This window comes from Hymenobacter sp. 5317J-9 (assembly GCF_022921075.1).
GTDB lineage: Bacteria > Bacteroidota > Bacteroidia > Cytophagales > Hymenobacteraceae > Hymenobacter.
Genome location: NZ_CP095050.1, coordinates 2,466,429 through 2,484,663, shown reverse-complemented (window position 1 = coordinate 2,484,663; position 18,235 = coordinate 2,466,429). Strand labels below are relative to the sequence as shown.

23 protein-coding genes are annotated in these 18,235 nt (G+C 60.4%); 10 read left to right on the top strand and 13 right to left on the bottom strand.

Annotation, left to right across the window (positions count from 1 at the left end; genetic code table 11):
- Positions 1-2 precede the first annotated feature (2 nt).
- The 13 genes from MUN81_RS10395 to MUN81_RS10335 all read right to left on the bottom strand — a co-directional run bounded on the left by MUN81_RS10395 (position 3) and on the right by MUN81_RS10335 (position 8,317).
- Positions 3-2,279: a hypothetical protein gene (locus tag MUN81_RS10395; protein WP_245117228.1), complete on the bottom strand. Its 2,277-nt coding sequence runs from the start codon at positions 2,277-2,279 to the stop codon at positions 3-5.
- 5 nt (positions 2,280-2,284) lie between these two features.
- Positions 2,285-2,950, bottom strand: a complete 666-nt coding sequence (locus MUN81_RS10390; RefSeq protein ID WP_245117227.1) for a hypothetical protein — start codon at positions 2,948-2,950, stop codon at positions 2,285-2,287.
- Positions 2,937-3,563: a hypothetical protein gene (locus MUN81_RS10385; protein WP_245117226.1), complete on the bottom strand. Its 627-nt coding sequence runs from the start codon at positions 3,561-3,563 to the stop codon at positions 2,937-2,939. The genes MUN81_RS10390 and MUN81_RS10385 overlap by 14 nt, the downstream gene beginning before the upstream one ends.
- 231 nt (positions 3,564-3,794) lie before the next feature.
- Positions 3,795-4,178, bottom strand: coding sequence for a hypothetical protein (locus MUN81_RS10380; RefSeq protein ID WP_245117225.1), 384 nt, complete (start codon positions 4,176-4,178; stop codon positions 3,795-3,797).
- Entirely contained in the window at positions 4,178-4,456 is a 279-nt protein-coding gene (locus MUN81_RS10375) for a hypothetical protein (protein ID WP_245117224.1), read from the bottom strand. Before MUN81_RS10375 ends, MUN81_RS10380 begins: the two co-directional genes overlap by 1 nt.
- Before the next feature lie 36 nt (positions 4,457-4,492).
- On the bottom strand, positions 4,493-5,872 hold the full coding sequence (locus tag MUN81_RS10370) for a hypothetical protein (protein ID WP_245117223.1): 1,380 nt from the start codon (positions 5,870-5,872) through the stop codon (positions 4,493-4,495).
- A 192-nt stretch (positions 5,873-6,064) separates the two neighbouring features.
- A complete protein-coding gene (locus tag MUN81_RS10365) occupies positions 6,065-6,295 on the bottom strand; it encodes a hypothetical protein (protein WP_245117222.1) in 231 nt (76 codons plus the stop codon).
- Positions 6,288-6,629, bottom strand: a complete 342-nt coding sequence (locus MUN81_RS10360; protein ID WP_245117221.1) for a hypothetical protein — start codon at positions 6,627-6,629, stop codon at positions 6,288-6,290. The genes MUN81_RS10365 and MUN81_RS10360 overlap by 8 nt, the downstream gene beginning before the upstream one ends.
- Positions 6,630-6,655: 26 nt before the next feature.
- The gene (locus MUN81_RS10355; protein WP_245117220.1) at positions 6,656-7,069 is read right to left on the bottom strand and encodes a hypothetical protein; all 414 of its coding nucleotides are present in this window, start codon (positions 7,067-7,069) and stop codon (positions 6,656-6,658) included.
- 14 nt (positions 7,070-7,083) lie between these two features.
- Positions 7,084-7,380 (bottom strand): hypothetical protein, encoded by a 297-nt coding sequence (locus MUN81_RS10350; RefSeq protein ID WP_198977017.1) that lies wholly within the window; start codon positions 7,378-7,380, stop codon positions 7,084-7,086.
- Positions 7,373-7,666, bottom strand: coding sequence for a hypothetical protein (locus MUN81_RS10345; protein WP_245117219.1), 294 nt, complete (start codon positions 7,664-7,666; stop codon positions 7,373-7,375). The genes MUN81_RS10350 and MUN81_RS10345 overlap by 8 nt, the downstream gene beginning before the upstream one ends.
- Before the next feature lie 34 nt (positions 7,667-7,700).
- Positions 7,701-8,075 (bottom strand): hypothetical protein, encoded by a 375-nt coding sequence (locus MUN81_RS10340; RefSeq protein WP_245117218.1) that lies wholly within the window; start codon positions 8,073-8,075, stop codon positions 7,701-7,703.
- Positions 8,075-8,317 carry a hypothetical protein gene (locus MUN81_RS10335; RefSeq protein WP_245117217.1) on the bottom strand — a complete coding sequence of 81 codons (243 nt, stop codon included), beginning with the start codon at positions 8,315-8,317 and terminating at the stop codon, positions 8,075-8,077. Before MUN81_RS10335 ends, MUN81_RS10340 begins: the two co-directional genes overlap by 1 nt.
- An 8-nt stretch (positions 8,318-8,325) precedes the next feature.
- Between MUN81_RS10335 and MUN81_RS10330 the strand changes: the two genes are divergently transcribed.
- From MUN81_RS10330 to MUN81_RS10285, 10 genes are all read left to right on the top strand, one after another.
- The gene (locus MUN81_RS10330) at positions 8,326-8,931 is read left to right on the top strand and encodes a helix-turn-helix transcriptional regulator (RefSeq protein WP_245117216.1); all 606 of its coding nucleotides are present in this window, start codon (positions 8,326-8,328) and stop codon (positions 8,929-8,931) included.
- A 10-nt stretch (positions 8,932-8,941) separates the two neighbouring features.
- Entirely contained in the window at positions 8,942-9,385 is a 444-nt protein-coding gene (locus MUN81_RS10325; RefSeq protein WP_245117215.1) for a hypothetical protein, read from the top strand.
- A gap of 74 nt (positions 9,386-9,459) precedes the next feature.
- On the top strand, positions 9,460-9,942 hold the full coding sequence (locus tag MUN81_RS10320) for a gliding motility-associated C-terminal domain-containing protein (RefSeq protein ID WP_245117214.1): 483 nt from the start codon (positions 9,460-9,462) through the stop codon (positions 9,940-9,942).
- 98 nt (positions 9,943-10,040) lie between these two features.
- Positions 10,041-11,438, top strand: coding sequence for a CBS domain-containing protein (locus tag MUN81_RS10315; protein ID WP_245117213.1), 1,398 nt, complete (start codon positions 10,041-10,043; stop codon positions 11,436-11,438).
- Positions 11,439-11,619: 181 nt separating this feature from the next.
- Entirely contained in the window at positions 11,620-12,102 is a 483-nt protein-coding gene (locus MUN81_RS10310) for a hypothetical protein (RefSeq protein WP_245117212.1), read from the top strand.
- Between the two features lie 116 nt (positions 12,103-12,218).
- A complete protein-coding gene (locus MUN81_RS10305; protein ID WP_245117211.1) occupies positions 12,219-13,715 on the top strand; it encodes a hypothetical protein in 1,497 nt (498 codons plus the stop codon).
- Positions 13,716-13,741: 26 nt separating this feature from the next.
- Positions 13,742-15,115, top strand: coding sequence for a hypothetical protein (locus MUN81_RS10300; protein ID WP_245117210.1), 1,374 nt, complete (start codon positions 13,742-13,744; stop codon positions 15,113-15,115).
- A gap of 12 nt (positions 15,116-15,127) precedes the next feature.
- Positions 15,128-16,015 (top strand): DNA adenine methylase, encoded by an 888-nt coding sequence (locus MUN81_RS10295; RefSeq protein ID WP_245117209.1) that lies wholly within the window; start codon positions 15,128-15,130, stop codon positions 16,013-16,015.
- A 203-nt stretch (positions 16,016-16,218) separates the two neighbouring features.
- Positions 16,219-17,616, top strand: a complete 1,398-nt coding sequence (locus MUN81_RS10290; RefSeq protein ID WP_245117208.1) for a phage integrase SAM-like domain-containing protein — start codon at positions 16,219-16,221, stop codon at positions 17,614-17,616.
- A gap of 31 nt (positions 17,617-17,647) precedes the next feature.
- Positions 17,648-17,971: a hypothetical protein gene (locus MUN81_RS10285; protein ID WP_245117207.1), complete on the top strand. Its 324-nt coding sequence runs from the start codon at positions 17,648-17,650 to the stop codon at positions 17,969-17,971.
- The last annotated feature ends 264 nt before the right edge of the window (positions 17,972-18,235 follow it).

The window sequence follows — 18,235 nt, the reverse complement described above, 5'->3', positions numbered from 1 at the left end:
GGTTAGGTGGTGGAGATTTGGAGCCAGTCGATGTCGCCGACGAAACCGTTCTGGCCACTGAGATTGAGCACCAGCAGGCCGCCCGACCAGGCCGGCAGCACAAACTCAAACAAGCCGGTACCGGCGACGTTGCCGTTGGACCAGGTTTGGTTGCCGTCGAAGTAGATGCGCAGCGGGCCGGCCTCGGAGCGCGTGATGTTCAGCCGCAGCACCAGCGCGTCGCCGGGCATGTCGTAGAAGTTGTGCACCAGGAAGGTGGCGCCGGCGCTGGCCAGGGCCTTGCCGCCGCTGATGTTCCAGGCGTTGAAGTTCTGCCAGCCGTTGTTGGCGTCGGTGAGCGGGGTGTCGAAGTTGGCCACGCCGGCCGAGAGGTAGCCGGCCGGCGCCAGCACCGGGGCCGTGAAGGCGGTGGCGTTGTAGACAATCGGGGATTCGGCCCGGCCGAAGTCGGCGTACACGCCGAAGCCCACCGTGCCGGCCGCCTTGGCCCCGCTGACGGGCAGGGTGAACACGTCGCCGCTGCGCATGGCGTCAGTCAGCGCCGTTTTGTTAACCCCGCCGTCGAGCGTGTAAAACAGGCGGGCGCTGCGGAAACTGGCCGGCGCCGTGGCCCGGAATACTTTGTTCACGTCGTCCACGATGCCGTTGGTGAAAGCCGGCCAGGGGCTGGTGGCGCCCGTCGTCTGCTCTACCGTGATGGTGGTGGCCGGGTCGGGCGTCACGTTGAAGAAGGAACTGCCGTTGCGCAGCACCACTTCAAAGGCGCCCACCGTGGCGGGAGGCGGGGTGGCGAAAAAGCTGGTGACCAGCACTTTGTCGAGGATTACCTTGGAAACGACGCCGGCCTGAAAGGTAATCTTGCTGGCCACGATGCCGCCCTGAATTTCCTGCACGCCCCCGTTACGAATGAACACCTCGGAAGCGTTAAAAATCAGCTTGTTGTTGATGACCTTGGACCCCTCATACAGATGCAGGGCGGCGCCAATCATGTCCAGCGGGTTGTTCTGCAAGTCGAGCGTCACGTTGCCGCCCACTAGCGTGTTGCCGGCCACCACCCGGGAGGGACGGTTCACGACGACTCGCCCTCCACCATTGGCGAAGCTTAGCGCGTTGGTCAGGTTGGTAAAGGTTGTATTAACGGCCCCGGCCGGCGAGTAGGCCACGAGCGCCGGGGCCGTTGTCTGGGTGTTATTGACAAAATCCACCGTGGCGAGCTGGTTGCCCGTTGCCCCGTAGGCGGCGGTGGGCGCGGTGGGCACGCCAGAGAACGCAGGCGAGAAGATGCTCGCCTTGTTGTTGTACAGGTCGGTGAGCTGCAACTGGAAGTCCGACGAGGGCAGGTAACGGAAGTCGGCCACGCGGGTATAGTACGTCAGGCTCACCGAAGAGCTAAAGCCATAGTCAGCCTTCGGTTGATACAGGCCCGTGCCGATGCCGCTCACGAGCAGGTACACGCGGTTGACGTAGACCGCGCCGGGCTTCCAGAGCTCCACCTTGCCGGATTGCAGGGCCGCAAGGAGCCCTTCAGCCGTGTCCAACCGGTCTTCGTGATTGTCCACGGCCTGGTCGAGCAAGTCCAGCCGCATCACGACGGCCGTGTCGTCGTAGCCTGAACTTGCCTTCAGCGGCGCAAACGGCTTATAGTACGGGTCGGTATCAAGTCCGGTCGGCAGCGGGTTCTGGCTGAGGTTCATGTTCTCACGAACTTCAATCAGGCGTGCGACTGGCGGCACTAGGTCAACGAAGGTGTACTGATACACCGAGCCTTTCTTCAGCGGGGTATCCTCCAGCGGCAGCGCCGGATAGGAGGCTATCTTCTCTGCGTCGGTGCCGCTGGTGCGGACCCAGTGGCCGCGCACCGTCGCCGTGGTGGTGGCCTTTTCATCGACCAGCGCATCGATGGCGCCCAGTGGGTGGGCGATGAGCTTAAAGCGGACGGGGTCCGCCACCACGCCGAACTGCGCCGAGGTTTGGTCAGTGCCGTTGGTGGCCTGCGCCTCCATGCCTGAAATGCGAAAGCGGGGCGGAATCAGCGCCGTGGGCACGGTCAGCTGGCCGTCGAGCAGCACCAGGTAGGGCACGCGGAATACACTGCCGCGCACCTGGTTGGTGTTCAGCGTGTCGAGCCGCGCAAAGCGGCTGTTGATGTCCGTCGTGAATTCGCGAAAGGTCAACGCGTTCCACTTCTGGTATTCGGTGTCGGTGAATTTCACCAGCGTCCACTTGCTCAGGAACGACGGTTCGGCGGGGATGGAAACAGGGGGTTGAGAATTGGCCATAGACGTTACAGGATGCTAAAGGCCACTTGGAAGGCCGAGCGAACCACCACAGTGCGGCCGGCGTCGACGGTGGCCATGACGTTGCCGGCGACGTCGCGGATGGTGATGGAGCCACCGGCACCGGACCCGAGCACGATGCTGCCGCCCAGGCCCTGGCCCGACACGGCCCACGTGCCCAGGTAAGGCCGCGACCGGCGCGGGGTCTGCCCGGCGAGGGTCCAGTCGTAGTTGTTGCGCGTGCCGGTGGCCAGGCCGCTGTCGTACATGTCGGAGAAGAGCAGCGGCTGCTCGGGCGTGCCCACCAGCTGCATCTGCCCGTTGTGGTCGCGGTAGAGCGCCACCAACTCCTGGCCGTCGAGGGCTTCGAGGCCGGCCGCCAATTCCGGCGTGTGGCGGGCCAGCGTGCCCACCAGCTGCTGGGTGAAGGCATCGCCGTGCCGGCCGAGGTCTTTGCGCGTTTGCTTGTAGCGCGTGGTGTGGCGCACGCTCACGAGTTGGTACCAGCAGGTGCCCGGCTTCATGGCCAGGTTGCCGGTGATGGCGAGGGCGCCGGTGGCGGGGAAGTGGAGCAGGTTGGCGGCAAGCGTGTACCAGAGCGCCTCGATGCCACCCAAGTTGTCGGCCGGCACCTGTTCCACGTTCCGCAGGTCGTAGGGATTAGGAGCGGACATGGTAAAACGGCGTTTCGAACAGGGCAATGGGCAGCTTCATAAGCTCTTGGCTTACAGCCGCGAAGGTGTCCTTGCGGGACAAAACGCCCATTTTTCGAGACACTTCGCCTTTTTTTCGGGACAAACCGCCCATTTTTTGGGACAGATTCACCGGAAAATTCTTGGTTTTGGCCTTCTTTTTTTTGCGGGGCTCGATGCCGCCGTTGCGCTGCACGTTCTTCCGAAGCGACTCGTAGGATTTCTCGTCTTCCGAGATGTCATAAAACACCATAAAGGCGCGGATGGCGTCCTTGATGGTCGAGCGGCGCTTCACGTGCTCTTTCACCCAGAAATAGAGGTCGGCGTTCAGGTTGTCGTCGACAAAGTCGTTGAACTTGAACACGGCGTACTCGGTGAGCTTGCCGCGGGTCAGGTCGTAGTAGGCACCGTTGAAATTGCGCAGGTTCACGCCCAGCGTGGCCGTGCAGTCGTCGATGCTGCCCTCGTGGCGGGCGCTCTTGGCCGGCTTGCGCAGCAGCACGTCGAGGGCAAAGCCAAAGCGGTTGGTGGTCGAGAGCACGTAGTCCTCCAAGTGCAGGGGCTCCTCGCTGAGGCGGGCGAGTTGCAGGTTCACCTGGAGATACTTCAGAAGGTAGGGCCGGAGAGGAAAATCGATGCGCTTCACGTAAGGGGCGGGCGTTGGAGAATCGAACCTAGCGCGAGCCATCCCCGGGGAAAAGGACGCAGAAGCGGGCGAGCAAGCGGCGAAAACAGAGGGGTAGCGTTCCGGCATGCGAGGAAAAGTATGCAATGGAAAAGGGCCTGGATTGGCTGCCATTTGAACACGGGGCCGCCCGGGGGCCGTTCACTTTGGGAAGCGGATGTAGGGCTCCAGATTCAGCGACTTCTGCTGCACCTTGCCCAGCGGCGCCGGGGCCAGGAAGGAGGCCCGGGGGTAGACGTAGAGCATGATGGCCACCAACTCGTCGACCTGCAGGCGAAACTTCACCGGTTTGCGCCGCGGCAGGCCGACGCGGGTACGCTCCCGCTCGTCGAGGCGCTTGAGCCGCTTGGCCACGCGCTCCAGGCAGCCCAGGGCCGGCACAATGCCAGCGGCCTCCACGGCAGTGCCCTGGGGGCTGAGCAACCGCGCCGCGTTGCGGCGGCCGCAGTCCGCCACGGCCCACCAGAGCTGGCCGGCATCGCCGCGCTCGAGGTCGATGGTTTGGTCGAGGTGGGGCAATCGCATCAGGCCACCCACCCTTTCTGCGAGAGAAACTTGTGAATCTCCTCGTCGCGGTCCAAATCGATGATGACGGCGCTGGCCACGAGCTGCGGCCCCCACTTGTCAATCATGCGCTTGAGGCCCTCGATGCCGTACTGGCGGGGGTTGGCCACGGGGCGGTTGAAGTAGAGCTCGCGGGCGAAGAAGGTGCGCCCGGCCTGGCCCGGGCCGGAGATGAAGTACACCAGGGCTTTGGTGTGGGGTTGCTGGCGCTGCCAGCTGGCGGTAAGCGGCGTAGACATGGGAAAAGGAAATGAGTAAGGAATAGGTGGGAATGGTTAGGCCGCGGCGGGCCGGGCAAAGTGCTGGTAGAAGCGCTCGAGGGCCGGCAGGCCCAGCCGGCGCAGCTTCTCTTCGTGGTAGCGGTAGAGTTCGAGGGTGGTTTTGGCCTGGGCCCGCTTGGGGGCCGTGCCCAGCGCGTGCTGGCGCAGCTCCCGCCGGGCCCGGCGCAGCGCGTCGGCCAGGGCCCGCTGGCCGCGGTGGGCCAGGTGGGTGGCGTACCAGGCCATGGTGCCGGCAAAGCCCTTCTGGTTGGCGGCGTCGAAGTAGCCCTTGCCTGCCACGTGCTCGGCGTAGGGCATGGGCGGGTACTTGTGGGGGTTGCGGGCGAAGTAGCCGGCGGCCAGGCCCAGGCGCTCGAGTGCCTGCTCGTGGTACTTTTCCTGCTGGTGCAGGGGCCAGTCGGCCGGGAAGCCGCCGTACACCCCGAAGTAGATGGCGTTGCAGGCCAGGCGGCCCTGCTCTTCGGTAAACGTTTGGTTTATGGGGGCATATAACTCGCGCTGGGCGGCCCACCAGAATTCTAATACCATGTCCCGCTGGCGTTTGGCGACCACCGTTTTGGGCCCGTCCGGGGCCGCAGGCGCCTTTTTGGGCTCGGAAGGCCCGACGTTGTCATTCGCGCGCCCAGTGCCCTGTTTCGTCGCTTGCGCGGGCTCGCAGGGGTAGGCCGGCTGCCCCGTGTAGCCTGACGGTGTAGCCTGAGTGCTTACCGGCGGCGTCTGGCCCCGTTGCGCAGCGCATTTATCCACCTGACCGGTTTCTATTTCAGTAGCTTGAATGGGTTCATGAACTCCTTTAGGCGGAAAGTTTGTACCGGTTGGCGGCTGAAGCGCCACCGTTTCCGCGGGTTGAAAACGCGCTTTTTCGGCCGATTGGGCCGGTTTTACCCCGGCTTCCCACAGGAATTGCGGGCTTATCCACACGTGGTAGTCGCGCTGGCGGCCGCGGAACTGCACCCGGGTCACGATGCCGGCGCGCTGCATCTCGGCCAGGTGGTTGCGCACCGTGCGCCCGGCCACGCGCTTGCCGCGCACGCTCGTGCGGCACAGGGCCTCGCTGTTGGTGGCCACCGGCGGCGGCGTGGGGTCGGCCTCGGCGTCGGCCTCGAGGCGAAGCAGCGGCACCTGGCGCACCTCCCCCACCGCTTTCAGGGCGAGGCGAATCAGGGCCCAGGCCGTCTTTTCGGCCCCGTCGGAGAGGATGCTGCCGCGCACGGCGTAGTGCTCGACGCGCGCCGGCACCACGGTGCCGTCGGCGAGGGTGCGGGCCTTGAGCGTGCGGGTGCGCCAGGTTTTGGGCAGCTGGGCGCCGCGCTGCTCGATGTACTCGGACAGGGCCACGCGGGCTTTGGAGGGGCAATACGGGGGTGGCAACATTCTCGGGAACGTGCGGGGGTGAGGAAGGTGGGAAATGGCAAACGGGTGGCGGCGCCGGGGGGCCAGGGGCTGTCATCCCTGCCCCCAAACGGCCGCCGGGTAGCGTTTCGGCTAGCCCAGTGCTCCCCGACCGGCTTCGACGCCGGGGGCCTGCTCCACGCAGGTGCCCTTCGGTGGGCTCGGGGAAAAGGCTTACTGCGCCCCGGGGCCGTCGTCCGGGGTGAAGTGGGTGATGGCCCGCGGGGGCGGGTCGGGCGCCGTGCGGTCGAGCTCGGCGCTGATGAGCCAGCGGATGGTGAGCACGGCCTTCTGGCCGGCCTTGTCCGCCGGGCGCTGCCGATTGAGCCACTGCAGCAGCTCGGCCGGCGGGGTGAACATGGCCGGCCAGCCCGGCCGGTCCGCGGGCGGCAGCGGCTCAGCCATTGTCCTCCCCTCCTTTCCCCAGCCCCAGCGTGGCGTTCACCGCCCGCAGGCGCGCGTGCAGCGCATCCACGTCGGCCTTGAGGCCGTTCTCGCGGCCGGCGTCGGGGGCGAAGTGCCCGCTGAGGAAGCAGCCCAGCTCGTGCTCGGCCCGGGCGATGGAGTCGAGCAGCTCCGTGCGCTCGACGCGCAGGGCCTGCCGGCGCAGCGGGTCCGGGACGGGCAGCCTTGAGAGCGGCAACAGGCGCACCGGGCGCTGCAGGTTCTGGCCCAGGGCCAGGGCGAAGCCCGCCAGCCCTTGGTCGGCGGGGTTCGAGGTGTAGACGTTGATGAACATGCGGAGAAAGGGGAAAAAGTGGACGGTCAGGAAGCCAGGCGCAGGGCCGTGGGGTCGTCGTCGGGCCCGGGGCGCGGCGGAGCGGCCGGGCGCACGGCCTCGGGGGCAGCCAGCACCGGCGCGGGCAGCGAGGCCAGGTCGAAGGCCTCGCCGCGCTCGTAGGCCAGCAGCGCCGGCCAGGGAATGCGGGCCTCGGAGGTGAAGTAGTAGGCCTGGAGCGTGATGGGCTGGCCCGCGCGGCCGCGCTTGCCGGTCTTGAGCCAGCGGCGCACCGTGGCCACGTCCACGTCGCAGACGGCGGCGAGCTTGGCGATGCTGTAGAGCACCACCTCGCCCCTATCGGCCGGCGCGGCGGCGCCGGGCAGGGCCTCCACGCGGGAGAGCAGGGCGCGGGCCCACTGGTCGAACAGGCCCACGGTCAGCAAATCGGCAGCAGTCATGGCAGAGAGAGGGATTAGGCAGCTTGAGATTCTTCCGGCAACAGGAGCTGGTAGTCGCGGCGGCAGTCGGTCCAGTCGATTTCGCGGATGCCGGCGGGCAGGGGCTTGACGAGCCACACCTCCCCGGCCGTGCGGTTTTCTTCCTGGGCCGAGCGCAGGGCCAGCGGCATCGAGCCGTTGACGTACACCGTGAAGTGGCCCGCCTGGTAGCAGTAGCCCAGGATGGGCTCCACCAGGGCCGCGCCCTCGGGCAGCGCGTCGAGGCGCAGGCGCTTGCCGGTGCGCGCGTCGGTGAGCGAGACCTTAGGCACGGGAGTAAGCCTGGCTGGTGAGCAACGGCGCCGGGGTGCGGCTGCCCACCAGGCCCCGGTGGCGGGCGCGGCGGCGGGCCTCGCCGGCCAGCACCAGCGGCACTTCTTCGGCAAAGCGCGGGTGCTCGTTCACGAGCTCGGTGCCGCGGCGCTCCAGCTCGTCGAGGGGCACGAGCTTGACCAGCGGCTCGGGCAGGTGCGTGGTCATCAGCTCGTGCATGTCGCGCATGCAGGGCAGTTTGGCGGGGGCGGCCAGCGGGGCCGGCGGGTCGGTGTTGAGGTGCATGGGGCTGAGAAAAAGGTTGGTGAAGGGATAGATTTTAGTAGTCGGTGGGAGTTGGCACCAGCTTGGCCAGGGTGCGGGCGTTGGCGTAGCGCACGTTGCCGAGCAGCAGCTGGCGCGCCTCTTGGAGGCGGCGCACGTGCTGGGCCGTGAAGAGGGTTTCGGGCTGGAGCCGGCCGGGATAGCGCACCGTGAGCCAGCAGGTGGCGCTCGGCACCGGGCCGGCCACCCAGGCGTAGTCGAGCTGGAACCGCTCGCCCTGGGGGCCGAGCCAGTGGGCGGCGATGGTGGCCGTGGCCGGGCGCGCCTGCTCCAGGGCCGTGAAGCCCTGCCCGCGCAGCCAGGCGGCCAGCGGCCCGGAGAGGTCGCGCGGGCTCTTGGGGGCCGCATGGTACGGAGCCGGCGCTTCCATTACAGGCCCAGCGGAACGGTGGCGGGGGCCGGCAGCAGCTCGGCCGGAATCTGGTACTTGGGCAGGCCGTAGCCCACCAGCGCTACCAGGTGCTCCAGGTTCATCACCCGGCCGATACGCACGTTGTTGAGCATGGAGGTTTTGGCCTCGTAGCCGTCGCGCACGGCGGTATCGACGGCGCTGCTGGGCAACTCCTCGATGACGATGGAGAGCAGCCGCAGGTATTTCTGACGCTCAGTCATATTCGTGTTTGGCACAATTCACCCGGCAGTCGCTTTCTTGCGGCTATTCGGTACTGTACACCGCACAAACATACGGTTCTTGTCGCCAAAGTGGTATAATACTTTGGCGACAAATTCAGAAAAATATCGCCATAGTGGAACAAAATACTATTAATCAGCGACTAAAATTTCTGGTTGACCAGCTGGGCTTAAGTAGTCGTGCATTCAGCGAGATTATCGGCGAAAGCCCTACAAACACTCATAACTATATTGGCACCCGTCAGGCAGAACCCCGCGCCAGCTACCTAATCAACGTTTTGTCCCACTTTAGCAACGTCAGTCCAGGGTGGCTCATGACTGGTGAAGGTGAACCGTTCATTGTTGAGACACAGGGCAGCACCACCCAGACTGGAAAATTCAATCAAGCGGGCACCAGAAATAAGCAGACGAATACGGTAAACAAGGGCAGCTCACAGGCCACTTCGGGCCAAGAAACGCAGTTGAATGCAGCGTTGGAATCAGCCAATAAGGAAATTGCCCTGCTGCGGGAGCAGCTGGCGATGAAGGACCAGCTTATTGCCGCTAAGGAAGAAATGCTTTCGCTGCTGCGCAGCCAGTTCAACCGCCCCAATTAACCAACTACCCATGTTTCCACACCGACTCCCCGCCACATGCTTAGCCGCCGTGCTGCTGCTCAGCACCCTAGGCTGCTCTAAAAAGGCTGACTCACCGCCCCCTGCGATGGCTGCGCTGGAAGGAAGTTGGAATCCCACTCAATCCGTAGCGACCACTTACAACAATGCTGGCGTGCAAATAGACCAGCAGACCTACAATAACCCACCAGGGAACACCAACTATACCACCTTTACCAGCACGACCATGCAGCTATTTACGAGCGGTGGGGTTGGTGTAACTGGGCCACAACCTTATACGCGTTTGGGCAATACGCTCACTTTTGAGCCCTCAAACCCGCTTCCGCCTTACACCATCAGGCAACTCACTGCCACGGAACTCACGCTTTTTCAGGTAGTGCCTGGCAGCTTTCAAAACGGCCATACTGACTACGAAACGCATTACACCAGACGCTGAGCAGTCATAGGTATCTCCAGACCCTGTAGTTGCTGCGCAGCCAGTTCAACCGCCCCAATTACCTGATTCTACCCATGAAACACCTGTACTTTGCCTCCCTGCTGCTTTGCCTTGTCGGGTGCAGCAAAAAAGACGATGCCAAAAGCACGTGCTGCACCGGCCCGGGCCCGCAAATCGTCAGCCCGCACCCCAACCTGCAATTCACGGTTCCCAACGTCATCACTCCCAATGGCGACAACCGCAACGACTTGTTTTTCCCCTTTGCGGTAGACAAGAACAGCACCGCCATCCCCAAACCGCTGGTAACCTTTGCCAGCCAGAGCTTGAAAGTGTTCAGGCAGAGCGGCGGCTCGCCCGTCTTTATCAGCACCAGCCCGCAAAACCGGTTCGGTGGCCGCGACGATAGCGGTGCCGACCTTTCCGAGGGTTCTTACCGCTACGAGTTGCAACTCGACGACAACACCATCACCGGCAACCTCTGCATTGTGCGCCAGCAAAAGAACTGCGACTGCATCCCCATCGATTTAGGTGACCAGTTGCTGGAGAACTGCCGGTAGCGCCATTTCCAGAAATGCATCGCCTCCGGTGCTGGGGTATGTCTGCTGTATTTCCAGTTGCTTTTGCTGCTGCGCAGCCCGTTTAACCGACCTAAGTAATGCCAATTCTCGCAGGACAGCTCATTCAAGAGCAAAAGTTGGTTTCTGTAACGTCCGACGAAAGCCTAACTCATGCTCTAACACTCATGATTGAGTCTGATTTTAGTCAGCTGCCGGTGATAGATGGTGACAACAAACCGTTGGGTGTTGTCACGTGTGCCTCGATTGCCAAGTCGCTCCTTCACTTAGGTGCTAAGGTTGAGGACTTACGCGTCAACCACGCATTGGTCAAACTTCCTACTTACCCTGAAGACGAGGACCTACTTTACTTGTTGGATACCATCCTTAAGGCCTCGGCGGTTTTTGTCGTTAATGCAAATGGCAGGCTGTCCGGCATCATTACCGAGTATGACACCACACAATACTTCCGACAGCGAGCAGAGGACTTGGTGCTCATCAACGATATTGAGGATGCATTGAAGCGACACTTGCAAATTGTTTATGATGCACAGGAGGGAGAAAGTCCAACCCTTCGGGATGCCATAGATAACCTCAGCAACTCATTGGATGGCATCAGAAAAAAAAGCCACGCTTCACTCAAAGCATTGTGCAAAGCACAAAAGACTACTATTTCCCAGGAAGAACTCGACGCGATAGTAGATAAGCACTTCCCCATACGCGGTGAAGCCCGCACTTTCGCTGATTTGTCCTTAGCAGAATTTATCCAGTTAGCGCAAAAGAATTGGACTAAACTAGAGCCTGTCTTTAATATCTCTCAACCTGCTTGGTCGAAAATGATGGAGGACATCCGGCTGGTGAGGAATAAGCTGTTTCATTTCAAAGGCGATACCACCCCCGTCGAGCGCAACAGCCTACAGTTTTGCGCCAACTGGTATGCAAATCATCCACCCCTGCTTCTCAAGAATCCAGAAAGCACTTCATCTGCTGTCGAATCAGGTCAGCCAAACGCTCAACAAGAACAACCAGTGTCTAGTGGCGCAAAACAAGCTGCCGAGGAATTGCCTCAAGCGAAGCATTCCGCTTTATCTATGTCCAAATACGAGCCTCTGTATGCTCTACTGGCGGCACATGGCGAAGCTCCTGGCAGATTTGAAGTTAATGTAAATACACCTCATCTAAGCGAAATCATTCCGGGTGGGTTGCCGAAAGCAGCCCGTGAGCATTTAAATTGGTGGAAGGGGCATCCCGAGATTGCAAGGGAACTGTCGTTAAAAGGGTGGCGCACCATCGCTGTCAACCCTGACTGGGTAGTATTTCAGCGCATCCCTACGTCGAACAAACCTATCAATTTCAACGAACCTTGGGAAGTTTCCTATTGGTGTGAACGGCTGAATTGCACTCGAAAGGAGCTAAATGAAGCCGTCATAAAAGTTGGACCTCGCCCAATTGATGTAAATAATTATCTGTCAATAAAAGAAATCACTTTGAAACAGTAGGCCTACACACATAGGCATTTTCCCAATATTAGAATTACAATTTCTAATACTTCTAGCTTAGAAGCTCAAGTTTTTTCTGCTACTTAGTGCCCCCAAAGCGTACTGTACGGTACTGGCTTTGGGGGCATCGACTTTTGTACCTGGTGCCCAATCGTGCTTCCTTCCACTCCTACCCTACCACATGCCCAAAACGTCTACCATTCCCCCGGTGCTCAAAGCGTTGCTTAAGTATTTTAAGACCAACCTGACCGAGATGAGCCAGAAGACGGGTATCTCGCGGGAGCGCCTGATTCATTTGTGTCTGACCGGGGATTTTACCCAAGCCGAGCTGCGCCGCTTGGCGGATTGCCTGCGCCCTGAGTTTGCGCGTTCTTTCATCGGCATTTCCCAAGTTGGCAACTTCAACATTGCTGGCAATGGCAACCGGCAGCAAACGACCATCATCAACAACATCACCCACGTCACCAACAATACCGTGGTGGTGATTCAAGTACTGCCCACCGTCGAAGAGCCAGAGCCCAAGGCTCTGGGGGGCTCGTCCCAGCGCTGGGAGCAGCAGGTGGTGCAACCCGGTGGCTATGTGCGGCAGCCCATGCAGCCCTGTAGCGTGGTACGGCAGTTGAGGCAGCCGAATGAGGTGCGGGAGTTGGGCCAAGCGGCCTAGCAAAAAGCATCTTCCATTGCGAACTGCTCAAAGAGCAGTCTTTCCTGCTATTTCATACCCCTGAATTCGTACTGTACCATACATTGCTTTTCCTTTAACCCCTTCTTACCATCTCAATGCCGCGGAATACCACCCAGAAACTGGAAGTTGATTTAACACTTATTGGCGTTGATGAGGAAAACCCTCGTTTGGCTAAACAACTTTCACAGCCGGCCGCCATCATGGCGATGGTCGAAAATCAGAAGGGCAAGATTGTTAACTTAGCCGAGGACATCGAGGAAAACGGCCTAAGCGACGCAGAGCGGTTCATTGTGATGAAGGCCACGGGGCAACCGTACTCCTATATCACCCTCGATGGCAACAGGCGCTTGGTGGCTTTAAAATTGCTAGAGAACCCTGCGTTGGCCGGTAGCCATCTTTCGGGAAAGTTGATGGAACGCCTGCGAACGGCCTCTCATAAATTCAAGGCCAATCCAATTGCCCGCGCTGAAATAGCAGTTTATGCAAACAGGACGGAGGCTGCACCATGGCTGGAGAAGCGGCACTCCATTGAGATGAAAGGTGTCGGACAAGAACGCTGGAACCCAATTGAGATTCGGCGTTTTCTAACCCGCTTGGACGAAGAAGGCAGACCCGTCAAAAAGAGTGCTGAGTTGCAAATCTTGGACTTTGTTCTAAAACATGGCTCGCTGACGCAAGCCGAACATGAGCAGGTAAGCAAGCGAAAGTTTCCCATCACGACGCTCAAACGCATCATCGTTGATTCGTATGTGCGGGAAGTCGTTGGGTACACCATCGAGAGCAACGTGGTGTTTACCGACCTGCCCGACGATGAAATCGTCAAACCATTCAAAAAAATGGTGCTAGACCTCACATTGCCGGATAAAGACGAACGAATCAAGGTAACCGATTTGGAAGAAAGCCCAGACCGTGCCGAATACATCGACGGGTTTCCTTTCTACCACATGCCTTCCTCCAGCGCCAAGCAGGTGAAGACACACATGCTTGGCGAACCAAACGAGGCATTGCCCGAGTCAGAAACCACGAAGAAAGAGGACGAGAAGGAGAAGGATGGCAAAGGCAAATCAGGAACTGACGATAAGAAGAAAGAGGGTGAGTCCAAGCCAGAAAAAAAGTCAAGGAAACCGCGTACACCGCGCAAGAAAACCACTAACCAGCGGGTTTGCATTATCCCAGAGGACTGCCATCTGACCATCAGTTCACAACGCATTCACGACATCTACCACGAATTGCAGGTGGATTTGGATTCCAACCAATGCACCAATGCCTGCGCCGTGCTTATGCGGGTGTTCATTGAGTTAAGCTTGGATAGTTACATCGATGCCAATGGGATAACTCCCAAGAAGAGCAAGAGCAACTCCACCATGTCCGACAAACTGCATGCGGTCGGGGCATACGTTGTTGCGAGTGGCTTAATGGAAAAATCCGACGCCGAGCCCATCTACGCTGCAGCTAAAACAGATGCATTGTTAGCTCCAACAGTGCTGCAAATGCACACTTATGTTCATCGGGAAAAGTCGACGCCGGTGGCAAGCGACCTGCGGAAGCAGTGGAATAATCTCCAGCCGCTGATGGAGATTATCTGGGCTTAATCTTCTGTATAACATCTTTAAAATTAATGGCCCGTCCAACAATCCGTAAGCTTACCGTTCCGCTCACCAGCATCGGCCTCGATGAACTCAACCCCCGCTTAGACCCACAAATCGGCCAGCGCGAAGCCATCCGGGCCATGGTCCAGCAGCAGGGGGAGAAAATCGTGAACCTGGCGACCGACATCGCCGAGCACGGCCTCAGCGCCGCCGAGCGGTTCATGGCGATGGCGTCCGAAAACAAGCACAGCCGCTTCAAGTACATCTCCCTCGACGGCAACCGCCGGCTGGTGGCTCTCAAGCTGCTGCACGAGCCCCTGCTGGCCGATGGCGTCATGTCGGGCCGCCTGCTCACGCGCCTCAAGCGCCTAGGCGATGTGTTTGAGGAAGACCCTATTGACGAGGTGGAAATTGCCCTGTTCGAGAACCGCGAGCACGGCGCCTTGTGGGTGGCCCGGCGGCACTCGGCATACATGAACGGCGTGGGCCAAGACAGTTGGGAAGCGCTCGACAAGCAGCGTTTCGACGCCTGGCGGGGCTACGAGTCGCGCGAGTGGCAAATCCTGGAAACCGTGCGCCAGCACGGCAGCCTTTCCCCGGAGGATTTGCAAAACCTGCCGAAAATCCCCATCACCACGCTCAAGCGCCTCATCGCCGACCGCTACATCAAAACGCAGCTGGGCCTCGACTACCAAGAAGGGCGCGTGCTGACCACCATCGCCGACGTCGACATCATCCGCCCCCTGCAGCGCATGGTGCTGGACCTGCTCCACAAGCGGGTCGACGTTACCCATCTGGCCCTGTCAGAAGACCGCAAGGTCTACTTTGACTCCCTGGAAGAAACGGCGTCCTTCCGTGAAAGGCCGCAAACCCCATCGCCGGCCGAAGACGACGCTTCGGAACCGGACGAGGCCGCGCCCCCTGCCGAGAAACCCAAGCCACGCCCCGTCCGGGTGAGGCCGCGCAAATCAGTTATACTGCCCAGCGGGCAACTTGGCACCGCACCCGAGCCGGTGCAGGCCATTTACCGTGAGTTGCAGCGGGCCGACGCCGACGCGTGCCCCCTGGCATGCGCGATGCTGTTCAACACCCTAGTTGAAGCGAGTCTGGAGCACTATTTAAGTCAATTTCCCGAAGCCCAGCCCAAACCGAGCCGCAAAGCAAAGGTTCCGGTGCTGCTGGCAAAGCTGCTCGCAACCACCCAGCACCTGGCCGCTACCGCCCGGCTCAGCGCCGAGCAGAGCGAAGAACTGACCAAAATTCTTGAAAAAGATAATCCGCTAGCGGCCAATGCCGGACTGCTGTACACTACCGAACAGGGGTGGCCAGTATCACCCACGGGTGCTAACTTGCGTAGCAACTGGAACGTCCTTCAGCCGCTCATTGAAGCCATCTGGCTCTAATCACCCCCTACTATGTCTGCCCGACCTTATCCCTCTCCTTTACGCTACCCAGGAGGGAAGCTAAAGGTTGCCAACTACGTCAAGTACCTCTTCGAGGTGAACGATTTGTTGGACGGGGACTATGCAGAACCGTACGCGGGGGGCGCGAGCGTGGCGCTGTCGTTGCTGTTTGGCGAGTACGCCTCGCGCATTTTCATCAACGACTTGGACTTGGCGGTGTATGCGTTCTGGCATTCGGTGCTGGAAGAAACCGAGGGCTTGGCCAAACGGATTACGGACACCAAGGTTGACCTAATAGAGCGGGAAAACCAGCAACGCATTCTCAAAAGTGAGGATTCTTCTCTACTGGAACGTGGATTTGCTGCCTTTTACCTCAACCGTACGAATCGCTCCGGCATTATCCTCGGCGGCGTTATTGGCGGCAAAGACCAAACGGGCGATTGGAAAGTCGATGCGCGCTTCAACAAAAAAGAGCTCATCAGAAGAATCAAAAAAATTGCGCGGCACCGCAACTGCATTCACCTCTCTAATCTGGATGCGGCCGTCTTTTTAGACGAAGTGGTACCCAAAATGAGCGACCGTAGTTTAACGTATCTCGACCCGCCATACTATGTTAAGGGTCAGGGTCTTTACAAAAATGCTTACACCCCCGAAGAGCACGCGGCCGTAGCAGATAAAGTAATTGCCCTGAAAAAAAAGTGGCTTGTATCCTACGATGACGCGCCCGAAATCATTGAGTTGTACAAAGACTTTCGGCCACTGGAATACGGATTGACTTACAGTGCGCAGGACCGTCGGAAAGGCGGCGAGGTAATGTTTTTTTCAAAAGACCTCGTAGTGCCAAAAATCCTCAATCCATCAGAGGTATCCGACCAAGCAATCCTAAAGCTTTACGCATAGGAATGACTGTCTAATGCGACAGAGCGGGTGAATCATACGTTTGCGTCGTTCTCATCTACCTTGGGCGCAACTATAAGAATCACCCGTCAGCATCGCCTCGACGCCTTGGCCGCTGACGGCACCGCCCCTGCCACCTCGTTTAAGGCGCCACGGGCCGCATGTGAATAACAGCTTTGGCCGCTGCCCTGCTATCTTTCCCACCGATGGAAGTCACCCGCCAGCTCCTCACCGAGCGGGCCAGTAAAAAAGGCCTGGCCCGCATCCAGCTCACCTTCTGCTGGGCGGGCCAGCGCCTGCGCCTGAGCAGCGGCCAGAAGGTGGACCCCAAGGACTGGGATGCCAAGCGCGAGCGCGCTAAGGCCAAGCCCGGCACTTACCTCGACGGCATCAACGACGTGCTCGACCGCTATACCGACGCGGCCACGGCTGCCGAGCACGAGGCCACCCTGGCCGGCCGGCACCTGGACAAGGGCGCCATGAAAGCCGCCATCGAGCAGCGCTACGCTGAGCTGGCGGCCGAAGCCGCCGGGCTCCCGGCCGTGCCCCCGCCCCCACCGCCGGCCCCGCCCACCTTCGCCCAGTACTTCGACCGCTGGCTCGGCGAGCAGTCGCGCTCGGTGAACCTGCGCACGGGCCAGCGCCTGAGCAAGGTCTACCTCGACAGCCTGGCCAACTCGATGCGCGTGCTGCAGGACTTTGCCGAGCACACCGGATACCCACTGACGCTGGAGGGCATGACGCCCCAGTTCTACCAGCAATTCCAGGAGTATTTCTTTCAGCAGCGCGGTCAGGGCCTCAACACCTTCGGCAAGCACATCCGGGCCCTGAAGAGCTTTCTGGGCTGGTGCGAAACCAACGATTTGCCGGTCAGCCCCAAGTTCCACAAGTTCCAAGCTCCGGATGAGAGCACTGGCACCGACGCGCTGACCCAGCCCGAGCTGCTGGCCATCGCCGGCCTGGACTTCTTCACCGAACGGGCCCGCACCCTGGTGCGCCGCCACTTCGAGGCCCTCGACGCGGCCGCGCCCGACGCCCCACGCCGCCGCGGCCAGCGCCGCAGCCAGGTGGACGACTACCGCATCCTCGAACGCCTGCGCAGCCTCGAGCGCGCCCGCGACAAGTTCCTGCAGTGCGCCTACTTTGCCCTGCGCATCTCCGATGCCAACAAGCTCGCCCCGCGCCACCTCGACTACGCCCGCCAGGTCGTGCGCCTCAAGGCCGGCAAAACCCAGTTGCCCTGCGTCATCCCCTTCATCGACGACGACGTGTTCCGCCCCGTGGCCCTGGTCGAAAAGTACCGGCCGCTGCAGCTGGCCACCTGCCTGCCGGTGGGCACTGGCCTGGACGAATACCTGCCCACGGTCGCGGAGCTCTCCGGCCTCACCCGCATCCCGCTCACAAGCAAGGTGGGCCGCAAGACCTTTGCCACCCTCAAGCTCGCCCAGGGCGTGCCGCGCACCACCGTCATGCAGGCCACCGGCCACAAAACCGAGCGCAGCTTCAACCGCTACGTCGGCATCGACGAGGATGAGCTGGTGGAGAACTACCGCAAAACGGCTCGGAAGGTGGCAAGCGGGCAGTCAGGCAAAGCGGCCGCTTGATACTACATTCGCTTCCTCACTTCCTTACACTATGAACATCTTCTCCCGTCAATCTGGTTTATTTGTCCTCGCCCTGCTGCTTGTCGGAAGCATCATCGCAGCCAAGGCCCCCGCCGAGGGAAAGCAGTATGATTACGTGATGGTCAGGCGAGCCGGCTATGATATTGCTATTTCTGGTAGTGATGGGAGATATGAGGTACGCAACATAAAATCTGAATCCAAACACTGGTCCTATGATGAAGGGCCGCTATTTAAAGTGGTTAATGAGTTCGAGTCGAAAGGCTACGAGGTCTACAGTGCAAACACCTTTTCCACTACCAACAGCCTGTGTGTGTTGCTTCGAAAACCCAAGTAAGCACTGAAAAGGTGGCAAAAAAGGGTGGCAATGAATCGCCCAACGTGGCCCAGGCTGACGCGGCCTGACGCGCAAAAAGTGCCCTGATGCATCGCATAGGCACATTAGCCTTGACCCAGCCGCGCCATTCTACCCCCTGGAAAGTCCCGTCCAGACCGCTCGTTTGCAAAAGTTAAAAGCCTCATAATCAGCCGATTGTGAGGCTTTTTTCATGTATTCAGTGCTCAGTAGCGCCTTTCGTAGTGCGTTTCAGCACCGAATTGG